The sequence below is a fragment of the Specibacter sp. NPDC078709 genome, assembly GCF_040686795.1.
In the GTDB taxonomy this organism is placed as follows: domain Bacteria; phylum Actinomycetota; class Actinomycetes; order Actinomycetales; family Micrococcaceae; genus Specibacter.
In genome coordinates this window covers 82,110-99,768 of the sequence record NZ_JBFBLU010000005.1, presented here as the reverse complement: position 1 = coordinate 99,768, position 17,659 = coordinate 82,110, and the positions used below count along the sequence as shown (strand labels likewise).

Here is a 17,659-nt window from a genome sequence, read left to right as displayed (position 1 = left end):
CGTGCTTCCGCGGGGTAGTGCTTGCTGGCATGAGAGCTTTTGCTGCTACGCCTTTTTGGTGGTGCGCAAGAAGGCCAAGCCGCCCAAGATCAACCCGGCCAGCCCCGCACCCAAGCCAAGCCATGCGGGCCAGGAGGTGCCGGCGTCGTTCTTCTCAGAAGTATGAGAAGCAGAAGCGGAATCAGAACTGCTGCCGTGCCCGCCGTGCGCATCCCCGGCCACTGCCGCCGTGATGGTCATGGCCGGGGCGGGGGAATCCACCGAATCGTGGTCCGCGCCGGCGGCCGGAATCTCCTTCCAATCGGTCTGGCCCGTTTCACACTTCTGCAGGGTGGGGAAGTTCAGGGTGGTCCCGGCGGCGTCGGGCAGTTGGAGTGAGAGCGTGAAGGTGTCGCGCTCGTGGTCAGCCAGCGGAGTCTTAGCCGTGTAGGTGATGGACTCGGTGCGCTCACTGATCTTGCTGCCGTTGGCCAAAGTGCGCGGGGTGTCCAGCTTCTGCGTGGCCGTACTGATGGTCCAGTTCGGGTTGACCGTGGGGGTGGCCGCGTTCAGCTCATCGGGCAAGGTGATGGTCACCGAGGTGGTGGAAGAACCCTCGCAACCGTGGCCTACGGCGAAAGTGACAAGAGTGTAGGCGCCGGCGGCGGTTTCCGTGGGCGTGGCGCTGACGTGGGCCGAGGCGCTGCCCAGACCCATCAGCATCAAAGTGCCTGTGGCGCCGACGGCGAGGGTGGTCTTGAGGGGACGAGAAAAACGCATGATGAAAACCTTTCGAACGCGCTGATGCGCAAGAGATACAGGGAGGACACCCTGCGAAGTGCTCGAAGGGTGTTAGGCGAAAGCTGCTACCGAAAGGGGCGGCCCGCGGCGCGTATTGGGACGTAGATTGCGCCACGGCTGACGGGGCAGCGGGCGCGGGACCACGGTGGGACGTGTGGACTGGGCCGGGATGACTAGCACCGCGGCGGCGCGCTGGTACAGCGGACGCAGCCAGTTCGCAAGCGACCACAGAGCGTTCTCGCCGTAGGCCAGTAGGCCGGCAGCAGCTAGTGTTGCCGCGATGTGGGCCGCCCACATCCACAGGGAGAGCGGGCCGGAATGGCTTAGAGCTTCTAGCCCTGAGGAGGCCATGCCTGATGACATGCCTGATGCCATGGTTGATGACAGGTCCGGGGCCATCACGGTGGACAGCATGGCGGCGGCGTGTCCCTCGGCAGACATACCGTGGTGGCTCAGTGCCTGTGCCTGTGCTTGTGCCTGTGCTCCCGTGACCGCAACGGCGTGGGCGCTGTGCGAGAGACTGTCAAAACTTTGGTGCAGAACCACCTGACTGCTGGCTAGCAGAGCGAGCATGACAGGCAGATTCAGCTTGAACATGGTGGCAACCGTGGAGCACAGAATATGCAGTGCCAAAATGGCCGCCAGAATGGGTGGCGCTGGCAATGTCCCGCCGGCCACCAGGTGAGCCGCGGCTGCAAGACCGAAGATGGTGGCGCCCACTAGTGTGGTTCGGAGCAGCCTAAAGGGTGCGTGTGGCACAGCGCTCCCTTCGAACTAGCTAACCTAACTAGCTTACCGAGAAAATGCGGTGGGATGCATCGGCGAATGGGCCGCGGCAGTGGTGCCGGGTAGCCGGACAGTGAAAGTGGTGAGGCCGGGCACGCTGGTGACGCTCATAGTTCCATGATGTGCGCGCACAATGCCCTGCACAATACTCAAGCCCAGCCCAGTGCTGCCGGAGGTGCCGGTGCGGGCCTGATCCGCGCGGGAGAAACGGTCGAAGATGATGTTTTGGAAGTCCGAGTCGATGCCGGGTCCGGTGTCGCTGACCTCTAGGAGGCACCACCCACCAGGTGTGTGGGAGACGGCGGTGTGAACGGCTGTTCCGGACGGGGTGTGCTTGGCAGCATTGGACAGCAAGTTTAAGAGGATCTGCCGCAGGGCCTGGTCTTCGCCCAAAACCTCGACGGGTTCATCGGGCACGGTCAGTGTCCAAACATGATCAGGGGTGGCCACCTGGATATCGCGTACCGTCTCCATAACCAGCGGACTTAGATTGACCACGGTGGGGGCACCCATCAGTTTTCCGTTACGCGCAGCCCCCGAACCGTCTGCTCCTGGAACAGCTGCTCCTGAGCCGGCGGACCCTGGACCAGCCAATCCTGCTGCGGCTTCATCCAACCGGGCCAACGTCAGCAGATCCTCCACGAGTCGGCTCATGCGCACCGATTGATCCTGCACGCGGTCCAACGATGTTTGGCCGTCCGGGCTGAGCTGTTCGGTCATGGCCAGCAGTTCGGCATAGCCGCGGATGGCGGTCAGCGGGGTGCGCAGCTCATGGCTGGCATCGGCCACAAATCGGCGCAGTTTGGTCTCGCTGTGCTGCCGGGCTTCGAGCGCATGGGAGACGTTCTCCAACATGGCGTTGAATGCGTGCCCCACATTGCCCACCTCGGTGCCCGGATGGGCCGCCGCGTCCGGAACCCGGGCACCCAAGGTGACCTCTCCGGCGTCGAGCCTGAGAGTTGAAACCCGGGTGGCGGTGTCCGAAAGCTGCGCGAGTGGGCGCAAGCTGCGCCGGATGATGGCTGTCCCCGCCCAGCCCAGTGCCAGCAGTCCGGCCAGCGAGACCAGCACGATGGAGAGGACCAGGGTGGACAGCGTCTGCTCGGTGGCGGCGAGGGGCAGCCCGGTGATGAGGATGTCGCGGTTGGGAGCGGCTTGGGTCTGCAGCCGATATTCGCCGATGGACAGCGTTTTGGTGCTGAGTTCGCCGTTGGGGGAGAGCCCGGCCAGGATATCGGCGTCGGCGGTGGTGAGTTGTTGGCGTTCCCCCTTATCGGAAAGGATCGCCGCATAGTGGACGACGCCGTTGCTCAAGACCGCGCTCAACTGGCCTGCGCTGGTGGCTCGGGCGTTGAGCGGGTCCGGCAGGCTGGAGCCGTTTTGACTCGTGTAGAAGGAGACTGTGCGCCCGGACGCTTGCTGCAGGGAGGAGTCGAGCTGGCTCCGCACGGTCATGCTTAGAGCCGAGTAACTCACCATGCCCACCAGCACACAAATGACTGTGAGCAGGGCCAGCATGACGGCTACTAGGCGGGTGCTCAGATGCCAGCTGCTGGGGCGCAGAAGATTGCGCGTAATGCTGGTCATTGACATGGTTTGATCACATAGCCGGAGCCGCGGACGGTGTGCAGCATGGGTTCCTGCCCGGCGTCGATCTTCTTGCGCAGGTAGGAGATGTAGAGCTCCACAATGTTGCTTTGGCCGCCAAAGTTGTAGTTCCAGACGCGTTCCAGAATGCGGGCCTTGCTCACCACGTGGCGTGGGTTTTCCATCAGAAATTTCAGCAGTTCAAATTCGGTGGCGGTCAGATTGATGTCCACGCCGGCGCGCTGCACGGCCTTGGTGTCTTTGTTCAGGCTCAAGTCCCCTACTGTGAGGAGTCCGAAGTTGGGCGCCGTGATCCCGGAGCGTTGGACAATTCGGTGCAGCCGCAGCAGGACTTCCTTCATGCTGAAGGGCTTGCTGACGTAATCGTCGCCGCCGGATTGCAGACCGCTGACCTTGTCTGCGACGGCGTCTTTGGCAGTCAGGAACAGTGCGGGCACCTCGGGATAAATGGTGCGGATCCTTTGCAGAAGTTCGACGCCGTCCATCCCAGGCATCATGATATCCAGCACCAAAACGTCCGGGAAAAACTCGCGGGCGATCTTCAAGGCTTCAAAACCGTCGTTGGCGGTTCTGACTTCCCAGCCGGTGATTTCCAGTCCGCGGCGCATCAGATCGGCCAGCTCGGGTTCGTCATCCACTACCAGGGCGCGGATGGGCTCACCGTCGGCGCGCGTTAGCTTGGGCAGGGCGGCAGGGGCTGGAGCATCTGCCGGTGCGGCTACAGGCGCTACTGACGGGGTGGCTGCCAGGTTACCAGCCGGGGGAGCGGACGGAAAAGTCATGCTTCCATTCTCTGATACCGGCCCCAAGGTTCACTGTATGGACCCTGTGTGTTCTCTGTGCCCCTTTGGTCTAGGCTGACCTCACATCTGTCCAGATGCATTGTTGGTATCGGAAAAACTAGAGATCCGTTGGGGGCGTTATGAGTGGCAATTTTTCTGTGATGAGCAGTAAGAGTCGTTGGCGAGCATCAAAGTCATTTTGGATTACGGTGGCGATTTGGCTCCTGATTCTAGTTATCACTTTGCCGACAGCTGGTTTCATGAGCTGGCTGGTAGCTTTTGCTTTGTTCTTGGTTATTTCGGCACTCTATTCCCTTGTTACTGGCCGCCCATCATGGATGGGACTACCGCGCCGCAAAAGTGCGGGAGCTGCGGTTGGGGTAGGCCTAGTTACCTTGATAGCTGGAGCAATGATGCTGCCGGGTACGGAGCCGGCCCCTAGTGGCATTGTTCCGCTTGCAGAGATGACTGCAGCAGGGACAACTTCGCCTACTCCCTCAGCCAGCCCGACTCCTCGATACGTGCTGCTGGAAGAGTGCTTTGACGACGGCAAATCTGTCCAGGAAGGCGCAGCAACCTTGGTGTGCACTCTCGACGATCAAGACGCACTCGTCTGGATGGGAGAGAGCGAGTCCACGACTCTGCTGGCGCAACGCGCTGAAGAGAAGCGTGTTGAGGCCAAGCGCGTTGCCGATGAAAAGGTGGCGGTTGAGAAAGCCGCCATGGAAAAGGTTGCTGCCGAAAAAGCTGCTGTGGAGGCGGCGGCCGTCGCGAAAGCCGCGGCCGATGACAGTGCACGTGTGGCTGCTGAAAAGGCAGCCCAGCAGGCAGCTCAAGAGGCAGCTCAAGAGGCCGCTCAGCCACAGGCCCCGGCGATACAGCCGCTCGTGGAGGCGCCGGCCGATGTCTCCTATCAAAACTGCACGGCAGTCAAAGATGCAGGGGCGGCACCACTGTATAGGAACCAGCCTGGCTACAGCACCAAGTTGGATCGCGATGGCGACGGCATAGCCTGCGAGAAGTAGTTCAAAGGTTGTTGCAACCGCAGCAACCAAAAAACGCCCATCGAATTATCGATGGGCGTTTTTGTGCGGTGCACGGCGTGATTACATGCCGAAAAAGATCAAGCCGCCAAAACCGGCAACGCCGATGATTACTGCGCCGATGCCGATGATGTTGCCAGCCATGTCACCGGAGGTGCTTTCAGAAGCATGTGCCGAAGTCTGTGTTTTTGTCTGAGTACCCAATGGTTTCCTTTGTTCGACGGCCCTATAGACCCGGGCCGGGGATCATCGTTGCCTTAGTGCCCCGCAGATGTGGTGCGCAACGAAACAAGCTCGCCGACGTCGTCGGACATCTCATCTTAGCAATTTCCTGTCGGGGCCCTAAGCCAAAGGCGGGGGATAGGCTTCTGGGGTGCTTGCGTGAGTAGAATTCTGACGGCAACCACCAACACTGCCGGTTTGGGGCAGAAGCTCAAGGGCCAGATGTCAAAGGAAAAAGCATCATCAGTGATAACCTCGGTGCCGCTGTCACGAGCAGGAAGCCACCCACTTCGCTCTCAGTTCAACGATGTAGTGGCTGAGTTAAAGAAGATGGGCTGCGATCGCGGTGACAAGCGTAGCCGCGGGGATTGAGTCTGTGGTGGCAGTGTCAGTCGGTAAGCGTCGCCGGCGCCCAAACGGGCCACCCGGGTCCGCCCACAATCCGCCCGCGCTCGTATTCGGCGACGCGTCGGAATGGGCGTTTAGCGGAGCTGTTGTCGAAGAATTCGGCGCGGTCCGCAACCGAGCGCGCATCCGCGATCAGGTCCCACAGCCTCGCATGGCGTTCGCGGATCTTCTGCTCGGGCACGTCATGTCCGCCGTGCTGAACACGTTCGGCGACGCGATTCACGGCCGCATCGATGGGGAGGAGCAGCACGTGCAGATGCACAAGGTACCCCCGAAGGTGAGCTTCGCGGATCAGGCCGAGCTTGCTCGGGTGGCTGAACACCGTCTCGGTGATGAACGACTGCCCATCTGCCAGCAACTGTAAGCGTTCGTCGGCTGCGGCCCGGGATGCTTCGTAAGCATGCTTGACTTGGGCTTCCGGCCAGCGTTCGGCCGCAATGAGATCCGCGTTCACGAAAGGCAGGAGTGTCACCGGCTGGAGGATTCGCTCGACGTAGGTGGATTTTCCGGAGCCGTTCGGCCCGGCAACTAGGTGGAGGAGCGGCACCTGTTAGGCGTCCGGATCAGTGGGGCCCGGACCGGCGGGGCTTGGTATGTTAGTGCTACCCCGCACGACGACAGAGCCTTGCTCATCCGCTTCTGTCCAGGAACGCCCAGCCTGCGTGAATTCGGCAGCGAGATCCAAGCTGGCCAGACGTTCGGTTACCCGCTCATCCCAGCTTGCCCGCACTATTGCCTGATCGTGCTCACCGAGGTCATCGTATGGTTTCTCTCCGGCGAGCACGCGCTCAATGTCGCGCACGCCCACGTTTGGGGCAGCTTCAAGCTCGCGTCCAATCCGCGCCCAGTGGCTGATCTGCTGCGCCGCGCTGCGACTTGCCACGGCGCCGACGGACTTCGCAGCGTCGAACAGGTCGCTATCCACCCTCATGGGAATTGTGCTGCTCATAATTCAATTGTAGCGGATTGCTACAGGTTAGAGTAGTGGTGCTTGACCTGCATGCCGAGCGTATTGAGTGCGGCGAGGATCTCCGGCGCGAACCTGAGGGCGCACGTCACATCCGGTCGCTGGGCATCGGTCCACGACAACTGCCGAGGCTATGCGAGGTCGATGACTCGCACCGAACCTGCACCCTCCACCAGCAACATGATCCTCGGTGACTGCGTTTCTGCTGCGTCCAAGGCTGCCGTCAGTTCATCAGCGCTGGCTTGGTAGCCTTCCCCGGCTCTGACCAGCACCTGAATCTTTGCTCCTGTCATGGCACCCAGTGCACGGCTGATTTCGGGGCTCTCTTCTCCGGCTACCAGAATGATTGATTCAATGGTTCCGGAGCTAGCGGGTGCCGTGGCTTCGATCAGCGTCCTGTCCGAGCGCCAGACTGCAAAGTGGTAGATCGCCACCAAGAGTGTGGCTGTCAGGAGGCCAATCGGTGCGCGCACCGAATCCAGTAGCCCTGATGCCAGAGTGCCGGGTTCCAAGAAGAAGGTGAAGATTCGGAATCCGGCAAAGAGCAGGGCGATCAGGGCCACCACCGCGCTGACACCGAACACCGCCACTAGATAGACCCTGCGTCCGCGTGGATCTGCGGGTTTGTGGGGGCGCCAAGCCCCAACCCATACCAGCGAGCCGAGCACCAGCCAGATCAGACCGGCCAACAGCAGGTCAGTACCCCGGTCCCCTGCCAGCGGAGGAGTCAACGCGGCAAGTAGCGCATTGATGCAGACGCCGAATCCGGAGGCCATGGATGCCAAACCGAGCCCCGCGGACACAAGCCGTCCAGCGCTCATGGTCTCCACGGAACGCGAACCCAATTCCTGCCACGCCAGGCTGAAGATCAGGGCGCCCACCAGCGCCGCGCCAAGTGACAACGGCACCGGCGAGAGTGACTGGGCGTCGGTTCCGTGCACGGCGGAACGCCCAAGGGCGTAGAGCAGATAACCGGTGCCGCCTAGTGCTGCTGCACCTGCGGCAAGTACACCAAGAAGTACCAGTGCAACATCGGCGAAACCGCCATGTACCTTGCCTATGTGCTTGCGTGTCCAATGCCACCACCACAGGGCGAATCCACCCACAATCCAAGGCAGCTGCGCCAGCGCCCCGCGCCACCATGGAAAACCCGCGGAGAAGTTGTGGAAGATCGAATCTACGGCCGCGGAAAAGACCATGACTAAGGCACTCACCGTCGCCGTAGCCACGAGTGTCACCGCATACCAGCTGGCGAGAATGCCCGGCAGATTCGGAAGGCTACGCGGAGAACGGCGGGTATCGCTCCACATGTGATGGTGCCACCAACAGACACCTGCCCAGATGAGGGCTGTTGAAAGGTCCTGCGCCCACCCCTGGGTGTGTGCTGACAGAAGCTTCCCCAGCAGGACGAACAACCCCGTACTGGCAACTACCAGCGATGTGGAATACATGGCTGCCACATACAAGCCCCAAGCCAAGGCCGCAGATTCAAACGAATCCAGCAAGCGTTTGGCCAGCGAGCGCCACAGCAGTAGTGCCAGCGGACCCGCAATGATGACGAAAGCGAGGGATCTGGCCAGATTGTCAGTGCGTCCCGGATCGTCGCCACTTCCCGAGGTAAACAGCAGCCCCAGTAGTCCTGCGGCACCGACCGCCGCGAGGGTGACCAGGGTGAAAAGCAGAATGTAGAGCACCAGTCTGCGCACTGTTGGCAAAGCACCGGTGCTCTGTACCGGGAGATTCACGCTCATGGGTGGTTCACCGCCGACTCGCTGCATGCCAACAAAGGCCACGGGGCTGCGCTAATGAGCCAGGTGTCACCGGATTTCAGCAACGTGAAGGAATCCTGGTAGTTGCTCTGGCCCAAGCCGAAGGGTCCATTACCCATGGTTTCACTGATGGTGACTTTCACGGTGGCATTTGTTCCGCTGATAGTGGTTGCCACGAGTCCGACGCGTAGGTTCCCGTCGTCAAGGCCTGCGTCAAGGAATGCGTTGGCGTGGCACTCGCTAGTTGCTTCGGAGGAGAGTAGGCCAGCGGCGGATTCCTTGTCCCCGGCAAGCAACGCGGTGACGTAACTTTGAACCACGCCTTCGGGTGACCCGGGGTCTGCGGGAGTTGCTGGCCCGCGGGTCAGCACCACCACAAAGGCCACGACGACGAGCAACAAGATGCTGCCCAGCAGGAATAGGGGAGTGCGGCTCCCGGCGGCTGGTTGCTGTTCCATGGCTCAAGTATGCGATAGAAACCGTTGTTTGGCCGCTAACCCACCCCTAACCCCGAATTCTGACGCCGAAACGACGCAAGCTCCCTCCCGAAGGAGAGAGCTTGCGTTGGCGATGTCGCAACATCGCATTGGCGGTGACGGTGGGATTTGAACCCACGTCAGGCTCTCACCTGAACAACATTTCGAGTGTTGCACCTTCGGCCGCTCGGACACGTCACCAACGCGTCAACCTTACCGGGTCAAAGCCGTACAACAAAAATGAGCTTCCGCGCCCGCCTATGGATCGTGCATCGATAAGGCAAGATGGCCTCATGGACAGTGCAACGCAGCGTGCCTGGAGCTGGCACAAACAGGGCCTCGACGGATCCCTTGCGGGCAGCAACGCAGCAGACGTCTTCGCCAAAGCAGGCTGGGCCCGCTCGATCGGCGGCGCCAATCCCTATATGACGCTCTTCGCACGCGCAGGCATCCGCCGTGAGCAGGTCGACGCCGAGGTAGCGGCCCTGCACATCCATGAACTCCCGACGGCGCGCGGCTGCACCTATGTGCTGGGGGAGCGTGACTACGCCTGGGCGCTGTCCCTTGGCCAAGGGGCAGCCGAGGCGACGGTAAAAGTCTTAGACAAGCTCGGCGTCGAACGTTCCGAGGTGAATGCGCTCGCAGACAAGACCCTGAAGATGCTCCACAAGGCGCAGGGCCCGCTGGATCCGAAACAACTCAAAGACCAACTCGGTGATGCCGTGCGCAGTCTGGGCGAGGAGGGTAAGAAGAAGGGCGCCTCCACAACACTGCCCACGGTGCTCGGGCTGCTGCAGGCCGATGGTCGCATTCGCCGCGTGCCCATCAATGGGCGGCTGGACCAGCAGCGTTACGCCTACACGGCGTGGGGATTGCCCGCTGCCAAGGAGACTCCGGAACAAGCCCGGGCTCACCTGATGGAAAGCTACCTGGGCTGGACTGGCGGAGCAACGCTCAAACAGAGCCAGTGGTTCACCGCCTTTACCGTGGCGCAAACCAAGGCCGCGCTCGCAGCCGTGGGTGCTGTTGAATGTGACGGACAGTGGATGCTGCCCCGCGATGTGGCGGAAGCGGCCACTTTTACCGCCCCGGATGAAGAACAAATTCAGCTGCTTGCTGGCTCGGATACGCTCTTTTTGCTCCGTCGCAACGCTGCCGACCATTTTTCCGAGGAGGACCGGGAGCTCCATCTGGTGGGTGCCAAACTTGCGCTCCAGGCGGACCTGCCGGATCACCCCATCGTCGACCGCGGCCTGATCATTGGGCTGTGGCAATACGATCCCGGCCAGGAACGCATTGCGCACTGGACGTTCAAAAAAGCTACGGCCGCCGTCAAAAAACGGATTGCTGAGGTTGAGGAGTTCATCCGCGGGGACTTGGGAGATTTCCGTTCCTTCAGCCTGGATTCCCCCGCCAGCAGGCAGAAAAGGATCGATGCCCTCAATGCAGCGGCAGGTTTCGGAAGGGGAGTTTGACCATGCCCAAGGTGTACTCCATGGCAGCCGTGGCCGCGCTGTTCACGGGTATGGCCGTCACGGGCTGTTCGGGGCCTCTCGGGACGGCGCCGATGGGCTCGGCCTGCATGCCGCCACCGTTCTCACTGAGTGCCGATTCGGCTCAGCGCGGTGGCAGCTTCACTGTTCAAGCCAATGATGCCACCTGCAATCCGAGGTACGGCGATAGCGCCCAAATACACATTGAGGTGCTCGATTCCTCGGGAACCATAATTCTGGAGCTCCAAGCCCCCATGAACGACGCCGGCGGGTTCCGTACCGATCTTTTGCTCCCCGAAACTGCCGTCCCCGGCCAAGCAGTGGTCTCGGCCTATCCATATATTCTCGACTGGTGCGATGACACTGGACGGAACAACCGCGTGGGTGCCCCGTCCAATTCCGGAGCGCTAGAAATTCAGCGGGTCTCGTGCGTCATGCCGTCACAGTCGATCATGATTACGCCTTGACGGCGTAGCTTCAGACGGTGCGGTCCCGGCGCCTACAGGCGGTGGCTGGCGAAGAAATTTTTCAGGAGAGCGGCGCATTCGTCCTCGCGCACACCGGGGAACACTTCCACCCAATGGTTGAGTCGGCGTTCGCGCAGCACATCAAATACTGACCCAGCTGCTCCGGCCTTCTCATCCCACGCGCCAAAGACCACCTTCGGAATGCGCGCCAGCACAATGGCCCCGGCACACATGGTGCAAGGCTCCAATGTCACCACGAGAGTGCAATTAGCGAGCCGCCATTCCCCCAACTTCGCGGCAGCCTCACGGATGGCCACCACCTCGGCGTGAGCGGTGGGATCCCCATGCGCCTCACGCTCATTTCGGCCCAAACCCAGGACTTCACCGTCCGGTCCGAGGACGACAGCGCCGATGGGGACATCCGCCGTGCGCAAGGCCTGCTGTGCCTGAGTAAGCGCAATACCCATCCACGCAGCATGCAAAGCCGTGGTAGTGGTCTCGATTCTTGGCAAATCTGGGGAATTGGACACGGCTCAATGGTAGCTTTTATTTATGCGCGTATTCGTTGCGGATCATCCGCTTATTGCCCACAAGTTGACTGTTCTTCGAGACAAGAACACGCCGTCACCGGTTTTTCGTCAGCTGACTGAAGAACTGGTCACGTTGCTGGCCTACGAGGCGACTCGTGAAGTGCGCGTGGAGCCCGTCAACATCGAGACGCCCGTGACCAACGCTATTGGTACTGGTCTGGTCAAGCCGACACCCCTGGTCGTGCCGATTCTGCGTGCTGGCCTGGGCATGCTCGAGGGCATGACCCGCCTGCTGCCCACCGCCGAGGTTGGCTTCCTGGGCATGGCACGCAACGAGGAAACCCTCGAAGCCATCACCTACGCCGAGCGTCTTCCCGAAGACCTCACTGGCCGCCAGGTGTACGTCCTGGATCCCATGCTCGCCACCGGCGGCACCCTGATCGAGGCATTCAAGTTCCTCTTTGACCGCGGTGCCGCGGACATCACCTGCATCTGCCTGCTCGCAGCACCGGAAGGCCTCGCCAAGCTCGAAGCTGCCCACGGCGGACGCGACAACGTGCACGTAGTTTTGGCCTCTATCGATGAGGGTCTCGACGAGAACTCCTACATCGTGCCGGGCCTCGGCGACGCGGGCGACCGCCTGTACGGCGTAGTGGACTAAGCACACTGATAGGAAATGCCACAGTTTGACGTTGTTGCCAGGGTTTGAACCATGGCAACAACGTCAAACTGTGGCATTTTTCGTATGCGGCGGCGCAGCTGATCTGTGGGCGGCGCAGGGAGGCCGTCAGTGGCGCAGCGGGGTCCAGCCAACGGGCCGTGGACCCGTGATGGCGGCCCTGTTTCTGTCGGCGTCAGCGGACCAGCCTTGAGCGGCCATGGTGCCAGGTTTACCCACCGCACCGCGAGCCACTCTGAATCCCACATCTTCCAGCACGGCATCCGGGGCGCTGCCTCGGCGGACCGACGCCCGGGCGCTCCACGGGCGATCATCCCAGCCGGCTCCACGCAAACTTCTGTAGTCACCGTAGCGGGCGGTGTCGGCGTAGTCCCAGCACCATTCCCAGACATTGCCGATCATGTCGAAGAGTCCGAAGCTGTTGGGTTCTTTAGTGCCAACGTCTTGCGGGCCGTCAAGACTATCCAAAAACGTCCAGGCAATGTCGGGCAGTTCACCGTACAGCGGGCCTGTCGAACCGGCGCGCGCAGCCCACTCCCATTCCGCTTCCGTGGGCAGCCGGAAGCCGTCTGAGTCGACATCCCAGAAAACGTCGCGGCCGGCGATGGCGTACGCGGGCGTCAGGCCAGCCAATTCCGAGGCAGCATTGCACCAGCCGACGGCGTCAAACCAGGTGAGGGGTTGCGCGGGGCGCCGGTCGAGCGCAAGTGGGGTTCCGGCGTCGTCAGCGGCAGACGCCATGGGGACCGCAGGGTTAGCAGTGGCAGTAGAGGAAGGGAATGAGGAAGTGAAGTTCGACGTCGGCCCGCTCACCAGATCCCACATGCCGCGGGTCAGTTGGGTCTTGCCGAGGGTGAAGGGGAGTAGTGCCTCGTCCCGGGTGATGCCTGAGCGGGCGTCGCGCAAGTGGACGGTGCCGCCGGGAATCGGCAGTAGTCCTAGCGCGGTAATCAGCTCGTGGAGAGCAGCGGTTTCATCAGCCATAGACTCGCCTTTCATGCGGTGCTAAGCGGTGCTAGGCTCGCGCTGAGCTGCGTTCGCGCTGTAGTTAGTACCAGCCCACGGATTCGGAGTGGCCCCAGGCCCCGCAAGGTGATCCGTAACGGCCTTCGATGTAGCCCAGGCCCCAACGGATTTGGGTTTCATAGTTGGTGGCCCAGTCGGATCCGACGCTTTCCATCTTGCTGGCTGGCAGCGACTGGACAATCCCGTAAGCGCCACTGGAGGCGTTCTCGGCCGTGGTGCGCCAGTTAGATTCGCGCTCCCAGAGCAGGTTTAGGCAGTTCATCTGGTCCGCACCCCAGCCGTGGGAACCCAGCTGGCTGGCCGCGAAAGCCTTCGCTGCGGCGGGGTCATCCACGGCGGCGGGGCGTGCAAGCGGGGCAGCTTCAGGGCTCGCCACGGGAGTGACCGCAGCGGCTTCGGGCTTGACCGGAGCCGCGGAAGGTGTGGTTGTGGGCGAAGCCTTGGAGCTGACGGTGATCCCGGAGAAGCTAATGGCTGCGTCCGACGGGGCAGAGATAGCAGTGGGTACGCCCTGATCAATGGCTGCGACCAGGCTGCGCGTGTCCGCACCATCGGCCACAGGGTTCATGGTGTTTGAGGCCACCGATCCGGCAGCCATCAAGGCGCCCACGACGGCTACAGCGGCCATGCACTTGGCGGTGGTAGAGACAGCAGAAACGCTGCGCGGGGTGGCCGCACGGGTTCCCGTGCGGGCCGTTCCTTTGTGGACAGTAGCTAGGTCGCGAAGTGAGGGCCGGCTTGCTGGTTCTGCGCGACGACGGCCGCGCTGAGGTGCTGCAGACATGTGTGGTGCCTCTCTACGCCTGCGAGGTGAGCTGTCGGGAACGGACTAGAGAATCCGGCCGCGCAGCTTCCAGAGGCAGTATTCACTGCCTATTTTCGTTGCGCTGGCTTAACCCCAAGGGCTTCCATTATGGGAAGGCCCGTAAAGATTGGGTCCCCCGTCTCTGCCATGGATCTGGTGGGAATGGGCGGCGGCAGAGCTCGGCGAACCGTCCATTGATGCCAGAACCGGTAATGATTCAGAAGGCACTTTAGCCAGCGTAACCGAAACGAAACCATATGTCACATTATGGTAACGACCTTTGTAGTAGGCGACTTTTTGGCGGGTGAGCAAGCTGACATTTACTTAGCAATGCTAACGATCTATGATTGGAAGCAGAAGATACGAAACTTTTGTAACTAGGTAGATGAGCAACCATGACTGAACATTCCCCGCAACCCGTCCAAGATTCTGACGCCCAAGATCCAGGGCACTTGGCCGCGGAACTGCGGGTGGCCGTGATGCGTACCTCGAGGCGGCTCCGGGCTGAAGCGGCGACAGGGGAATTGAGTCCCGGACGCTACTCGGTGCTGGCGGGGCTAGGGGAAGGACCGCGGACCGTGGGGCAGTTGGCTGCACGGGAACAGGTGCAGGCGCCGTCCATGACTCGGATTGTCAATGACTTAGCGGCAGTTAATTTTGTCAGCCGGAGTGAAAATCCCTTGGACAAGCGCCAAGTATTGATCAGCATCACCGCTGCCGGGAGTGCTGCACTGCGCCAAGCGCGCTCCTTGCGAACCGCGTGGCTGGCGCAGCGAGTTGCCGCGCTGACCCCACAGGAGCGGAGCACTCTCCATGAGGCGGCCTTGATCCTGCAGGAGATGAGCGCCTAATGAGTTCAATGTTCCGAGCGCTCAAGGTGCGCAACTATCGGCTCTGGGTGACCGGTGCGCTGGTCTCCAACATCGGTACGTGGATGCAGCGAGTGGCGCAAGACTGGCTGGTCTTGACGGTTCTGACCAACAATTCAGGAACAGCCGCGGGAATCACCACTGGCCTACAATTTCTGCCCATTATTTTCCTAGGGCCCTACGCGGGGCTCTTGGGAGACCGCGTCAACAAGCGAAAGCTGTTGCTAGTTACCCAATCGGCCATGGGGATCTGTGCGCTTTTGTTGGGAATCTTGGTGGTCACGGGCTCTGTACATCTGTGGCATGTGTATGCATTGGCGCTCCTACTGGGTGTGGCCAGCGCCTTTGATGCTCCGTCAAGACAGGCGTTTGTCTCGGAAGTCGTCGGCAAGGAAGACGTCCCCAACGCCGTCGCACTTAATAGCGCGTCCTTCAATCTGGCCCGTCTTGCTGGCCCGGGTGTTGCCGGGCTGGTGATCGCGCTGGTTGGCACGGGACCGGCCTTCCTGATCAACGCCGCCAGCTTTGCGGCCGTGATCGTCTCACTGTGGCGGATGCGAGCCGATCAGCTCGTCCCGGCGGTGCGCGTGCCCCGGGCCAAGGGGCAGATTCGTGAAGGGCTAGTGTACATTCGGCAGCGGCCCGATCTGCTCATGATCATGGTGCTGGTGTTCGTGGTGGGCACCTTTGGCATGAACTTCCAGATCACTAACGCGCTTATGGCCACCACTGTGTTTGACCTGGGGGCGGGGGAGTATGGGCTGCTGGGGTCGGTCATGGCAATTGGCACGCTGGGAGCTGCGCTGTTGGCGGCCCGGCGTCAGAACACCCGGATGGTGTACATCATTGGCGGTGCCCTAGGGTTCGGGATCACCGTTGGCGTGGCCGCAGTCATGCCGAGCTACGTCCTCTACGCAGTGGCTCTGGTACCGGTGGGGCTGGCCTCACTCACGTTCATGAATGCCTGTAACACCACCATCCAGTTGTCCACCGATGCGGCCATGAGGGGACGAGTTCTTGCCGTGTACATGGTGGTCTTGCAGGGCGGGACGCCCATAGGTGCGCCGTTGGTGGGCTGGATTGCCACTGAATTTGGGGCGCGCTGGTCCTTGGGGCTCGCCGCGGTTGTTGCTCTTCTTGCCGGCTTAGCCGCTTTGTTCCTGATGAATCGGCGCAACAACGTCAGGCTGCGGGACCAGATCAGGGGCCTGCGCCCCCATTGGCCCGTCCTGGGCCTGCACCGTTCGGCCAGTTAACCCGTTCGACTGTCGGGCCGGTCAGGTGCGGCCCGCTTTATGCCTGCGAGTGGCCCCTGCTAGCGCGTACTCCATCCCGACACCTGCTTGTAAACTTCCGTTTACTTAGCGTGAAACTCTGGGAGGAAGCTGCACGCTTTGAGTAACTTGCAGGACCCACTCTGGGCGTGCGCTGGCAGTGAGAAAACAATTTTATCAAAAATGGACATATAGCCGAATAAACCACCACTGCTTAAGCTCTTTGAATCTTTTAATTCGGCATATCTTGCCTTTCTCCTCAAAAATGAGAGGAAAGCAACAATATTAGCTTGATCACAAATTAGATCACAATCTCACATGCTGGACACTTTGGGGCTTTGTTACTTGCAAGTTCGCTTTGTTACGTAGCACACTGACAAGTGTGAACACCCACTCAGTAAATTCTGCAGCCGCAGCAACTGTCCGTTCCGGAGCCACCGGAGGGCTTATGCGTGGTTGTCGAATGCAGGCCTAACTCACAGCCCTGATCACCGCACATTGCAATCATTGCAAACATCGGCGGATAGCAGTACAGCGGATGACGCTTGAAGCAATGTACGGCGTGGCAGGTACAAGTCTTGGCCCTTGGGTCGGCCTTGGAATACAAGGCAACATGGTTCTGGAGGGACAGAACCGCAGGAAGCATTCGCGCCGTAGTCACACGGCCATACAGCTAGGTAGTTCAATGTCAGTAGCATCCGGTTACGTCCACATCTCTGTCCGCAATGCCGCCAAGGCTGTTGCCCGCAACACCGGCCAGGGATCCTCAACTCGCAGCGCACAGCCCGAACACCTGGGCTTCCGTGCCGACGCTGGAAACGCCGCAGCTCGTCTACGCGCAGTTCCGGCCACAGACAGCAACCCCATGACAGCTCCCACCCCCGTGATTGCAGGGGCCGGCTCGGATAACCTCCGCGGCGTCAGCCCCGACAACGTGGCCCGCGGCTTCGTGCTCTACGTGGGTGTGGACGAGGATACGGCAGCGGCTGCTGGCACATCACTGGCCAAGCTTGCCCAGGACATTCGGGCGTACGCCCAAACTCTCGTCCCGCAGGCGCAGAGCTATGCCGCTGTGGCGATTGCCCCCTCAGACGCCGTTGGAACTGCGCTGGATGTAGTCCGCTCCACCTTCGGCGACCCCACAGTTGCCAGCCGCCAGCGCGCAGAAGCCGTGCGCATTCCCCCCGCCGAACAGCGTCCCACCGGCGTGCTGATCGATCTTGCCCGCCGCGAAGTCCACCTCGACGGCGACACCTTGAACCTGACCTTCAAGGAGTTTGAACTGTTGAACTACCTCGTGGAGAACGGCACCCGCACCGTGGGCCGCGATGAACTCCTCGAAGGCCTCTGGTCCAACGCTGATGAAGTGCCGAACGAGCGCACCATCGACGTTCACATTCGCCGGCTGCGCTCCAAATTGGGCCGCCTCGCCAACACCGTGCGCACCGTCCGCGGCGAAGGCTACCGTTTCTACGAGCACCCCGAAGTGGTTGTCTGGGCCGCCCCGGAATACTCCATCTAATCCCCACACCCTCCCACGGCTCGTGCCTCGGCGCGGGTCCCTCGGGTGTGTGGGCCCACCACACCCTCCCACGGCTCGTGCCTCGGCGCGGGTCCCTCGGGTGTGTGGGCCCACCACACCCTCCCACGGCTCGTGCCTCGGCGCGGGTCCCTC

At 61.4% G+C, this 17,659-nt stretch carries 19 protein-coding genes, 1 tRNA gene and 1 riboswitch; of the genes, 7 read left to right on the top strand and 13 right to left on the bottom strand.

Annotated features, from left to right (window positions below; all coding sequences use genetic code 11):
- Nucleotides 1-45 precede the first annotated feature (45 nt).
- The 4 genes from AB0P14_RS10900 to AB0P14_RS10885 form a co-directional block, all read right to left on the bottom strand.
- On the bottom strand, nt 46-759 hold the full coding sequence (locus AB0P14_RS10900; RefSeq protein ID WP_363841662.1) for a YcnI family protein: 714 nt from the start codon (nt 757-759) through the stop codon (nt 46-48).
- 72 nt (nt 760-831) lie between these two features.
- Nucleotides 832-1,539, bottom strand: coding sequence for a hypothetical protein (locus AB0P14_RS10895; RefSeq protein WP_363841659.1), 708 nt, complete (start codon nt 1,537-1,539; stop codon nt 832-834).
- A 33-nt stretch (nt 1,540-1,572) separates the two neighbouring features.
- Entirely contained in the window at nt 1,573-3,153 is a 1,581-nt protein-coding gene (locus AB0P14_RS10890; RefSeq protein ID WP_363841656.1) for a HAMP domain-containing sensor histidine kinase, read from the bottom strand.
- Nucleotides 3,150-3,956 (bottom strand): response regulator transcription factor, encoded by an 807-nt coding sequence (locus AB0P14_RS10885; RefSeq protein WP_363841653.1) that lies wholly within the window; start codon nt 3,954-3,956, stop codon nt 3,150-3,152. Before AB0P14_RS10885 ends, AB0P14_RS10890 begins: the two co-directional genes overlap by 4 nt.
- 464 nt (nt 3,957-4,420) lie before the next feature.
- On the opposite strand from AB0P14_RS10885, the gene AB0P14_RS10880 reads away from it, so the two are divergent.
- Nucleotides 4,421-4,981, top strand: a complete 561-nt coding sequence (locus tag AB0P14_RS10880; RefSeq protein ID WP_363841650.1) for an excalibur calcium-binding domain-containing protein — start codon at nt 4,421-4,423, stop codon at nt 4,979-4,981.
- Between the two features lie 81 nt (nt 4,982-5,062).
- Here AB0P14_RS10880 and AB0P14_RS10875 read toward each other — a convergent pair whose 3' ends face one another.
- The 6 genes from AB0P14_RS10875 to AB0P14_RS10850 form a co-directional block, all read right to left on the bottom strand.
- Nucleotides 5,063-5,203, bottom strand: a complete 141-nt coding sequence (locus AB0P14_RS10875) for a hypothetical protein (RefSeq protein WP_363841648.1) — start codon at nt 5,201-5,203, stop codon at nt 5,063-5,065.
- Nucleotides 5,204-5,609: 406 nt separating this feature from the next.
- On the bottom strand, nt 5,610-6,176 hold the full coding sequence (locus AB0P14_RS10870; protein WP_363841647.1) for an AAA family ATPase: 567 nt from the start codon (nt 6,174-6,176) through the stop codon (nt 5,610-5,612).
- 3 nt (nt 6,177-6,179) lie between these two features.
- Nucleotides 6,180-6,578, bottom strand: coding sequence for a hypothetical protein (locus AB0P14_RS10865; protein WP_363841644.1), 399 nt, complete (start codon nt 6,576-6,578; stop codon nt 6,180-6,182).
- 149 nt (nt 6,579-6,727) lie between these two features.
- Nucleotides 6,728-8,347, bottom strand: coding sequence for a DUF5671 domain-containing protein (locus AB0P14_RS10860; protein WP_363841641.1), 1,620 nt, complete (start codon nt 8,345-8,347; stop codon nt 6,728-6,730).
- On the bottom strand, nt 8,344-8,823 hold the full coding sequence (locus AB0P14_RS10855) for a hypothetical protein (protein WP_363841638.1): 480 nt from the start codon (nt 8,821-8,823) through the stop codon (nt 8,344-8,346). Before AB0P14_RS10855 ends, AB0P14_RS10860 begins: the two co-directional genes overlap by 4 nt.
- A 129-nt stretch (nt 8,824-8,952) precedes the next feature.
- Nucleotides 8,953-9,042 (bottom strand) — tRNA-Ser (locus tag AB0P14_RS10850).
- 92 nt (nt 9,043-9,134) lie between these two features.
- Here AB0P14_RS10850 and AB0P14_RS10845 point away from each other — a divergent pair.
- Nucleotides 9,135-10,316: a crosslink repair DNA glycosylase YcaQ family protein gene (locus AB0P14_RS10845; RefSeq protein ID WP_363841635.1), complete on the top strand. Its 1,182-nt coding sequence runs from the start codon at nt 9,135-9,137 to the stop codon at nt 10,314-10,316.
- Between the two features lie 2 nt (nt 10,317-10,318).
- Nucleotides 10,319-10,801 (top strand): hypothetical protein, encoded by a 483-nt coding sequence (locus AB0P14_RS10840; RefSeq protein WP_363841632.1) that lies wholly within the window; start codon nt 10,319-10,321, stop codon nt 10,799-10,801.
- Between the two features lie 32 nt (nt 10,802-10,833).
- Here the strand turns inward: AB0P14_RS10840 and tadA are convergent, their stop codons facing one another.
- Nucleotides 10,834-11,331: a tRNA adenosine(34) deaminase TadA gene (gene tadA / locus AB0P14_RS10835; RefSeq protein ID WP_363841630.1), complete on the bottom strand. Its 498-nt coding sequence runs from the start codon at nt 11,329-11,331 to the stop codon at nt 10,834-10,836.
- Between the two features lie 22 nt (nt 11,332-11,353).
- Here tadA and upp point away from each other — a divergent pair, with 22 nt between their 5' ends.
- Entirely contained in the window at nt 11,354-11,992 is a 639-nt protein-coding gene (upp, locus tag AB0P14_RS10830; RefSeq protein WP_363841627.1) for a uracil phosphoribosyltransferase, read from the top strand.
- 126 nt (nt 11,993-12,118) lie between these two features.
- Here the strand turns inward: upp and AB0P14_RS10825 are convergent, their stop codons facing one another.
- Together AB0P14_RS10825 and AB0P14_RS10820 are read right to left on the bottom strand one after the other, a co-directional pair.
- Nucleotides 12,119-12,994 (bottom strand): SUMF1/EgtB/PvdO family nonheme iron enzyme, encoded by an 876-nt coding sequence (locus AB0P14_RS10825; protein WP_363841624.1) that lies wholly within the window; start codon nt 12,992-12,994, stop codon nt 12,119-12,121.
- A 64-nt stretch (nt 12,995-13,058) separates the two neighbouring features.
- Nucleotides 13,059-13,820, bottom strand: a complete 762-nt coding sequence (locus AB0P14_RS10820; protein WP_363841621.1) for a transglycosylase — start codon at nt 13,818-13,820, stop codon at nt 13,059-13,061.
- A gap of 4 nt (nt 13,821-13,824) precedes the next feature.
- Nucleotides 13,825-14,020: riboswitch (cyclic di-AMP (ydaO/yuaA leader) on the bottom strand.
- A 216-nt stretch (nt 14,021-14,236) separates the two neighbouring features.
- Here AB0P14_RS10820 and AB0P14_RS10815 point away from each other — a divergent pair.
- The 3 genes from AB0P14_RS10815 (at nt 14,237) to AB0P14_RS10805 (ending at nt 17,506) form a co-directional block, all read left to right on the top strand.
- A complete protein-coding gene (locus AB0P14_RS10815; RefSeq protein WP_363841618.1) occupies nt 14,237-14,692 on the top strand; it encodes a MarR family transcriptional regulator in 456 nt (151 codons plus the stop codon).
- Nucleotides 14,692-15,966 (top strand): MFS transporter, encoded by a 1,275-nt coding sequence (locus tag AB0P14_RS10810; RefSeq protein ID WP_363841616.1) that lies wholly within the window; start codon nt 14,692-14,694, stop codon nt 15,964-15,966. Before AB0P14_RS10815 ends, AB0P14_RS10810 begins: the two co-directional genes overlap by 1 nt.
- 703 nt (nt 15,967-16,669) lie before the next feature.
- Nucleotides 16,670-17,506 carry a winged helix-turn-helix domain-containing protein gene (locus AB0P14_RS10805; RefSeq protein WP_363841613.1) on the top strand — a complete coding sequence of 279 codons (837 nt, stop codon included), beginning with the start codon at nt 16,670-16,672 and terminating at the stop codon, nt 17,504-17,506.
- Nucleotides 17,507-17,659 lie beyond the last annotated feature (153 nt).

Excerpts from the sequence above, each read along its gene's own strand:
- AB0P14_RS10900 (WP_363841662.1), bottom strand. The coding sequence starts at position 759 with ATGCGTTTTTCTCGTCCCCTCAAGACCACCCTCGCCGTCGGCGCCACA.
- AB0P14_RS10890 (WP_363841656.1), bottom strand. The coding sequence starts at position 3,153 with ATGACCAGCATTACGCGCAATCTTCTGCGCCCCAGCAGCTGGCATCTG.
- AB0P14_RS10885 (WP_363841653.1), bottom strand. The coding sequence starts at position 3,956 with ATGACTTTTCCGTCCGCTCCCCCGGCTGGTAACCTGGCAGCCACCCCG.
- AB0P14_RS10880 (WP_363841650.1), top strand. The coding sequence starts at position 4,421 with ATGACTGCAGCAGGGACAACTTCGCCTACTCCCTCAGCCAGCCCGACT.
- AB0P14_RS10865 (WP_363841644.1), bottom strand. The coding sequence starts at position 6,578 with ATGAGCAGCACAATTCCCATGAGGGTGGATAGCGACCTGTTCGACGCT.
- AB0P14_RS10860 (WP_363841641.1), bottom strand. The coding sequence starts at position 8,347 with ATGAGCGTGAATCTCCCGGTACAGAGCACCGGTGCTTTGCCAACAGTG.
- AB0P14_RS10855 (WP_363841638.1), bottom strand. The coding sequence starts at position 8,823 with ATGGAACAGCAACCAGCCGCCGGGAGCCGCACTCCCCTATTCCTGCTG.
- AB0P14_RS10845 (WP_363841635.1), top strand. The coding sequence starts at position 9,135 with ATGGACAGTGCAACGCAGCGTGCCTGGAGCTGGCACAAACAGGGCCTC.
- AB0P14_RS10840 (WP_363841632.1), top strand. The coding sequence starts at position 10,319 with ATGCCCAAGGTGTACTCCATGGCAGCCGTGGCCGCGCTGTTCACGGGT.
- upp (WP_363841627.1), top strand. The coding sequence starts at position 11,354 with ATGCGCGTATTCGTTGCGGATCATCCGCTTATTGCCCACAAGTTGACT.
- AB0P14_RS10825 (WP_363841624.1), bottom strand. The coding sequence starts at position 12,994 with ATGGCTGATGAAACCGCTGCTCTCCACGAGCTGATTACCGCGCTAGGA.
- AB0P14_RS10820 (WP_363841621.1), bottom strand. The coding sequence starts at position 13,820 with ATGTCTGCAGCACCTCAGCGCGGCCGTCGTCGCGCAGAACCAGCAAGC.
- AB0P14_RS10815 (WP_363841618.1), top strand. The coding sequence starts at position 14,237 with ATGACTGAACATTCCCCGCAACCCGTCCAAGATTCTGACGCCCAAGAT.
- AB0P14_RS10810 (WP_363841616.1), top strand. The coding sequence starts at position 14,692 with ATGAGTTCAATGTTCCGAGCGCTCAAGGTGCGCAACTATCGGCTCTGG.
- AB0P14_RS10805 (WP_363841613.1), top strand. The coding sequence starts at position 16,670 with ATGTCAGTAGCATCCGGTTACGTCCACATCTCTGTCCGCAATGCCGCC.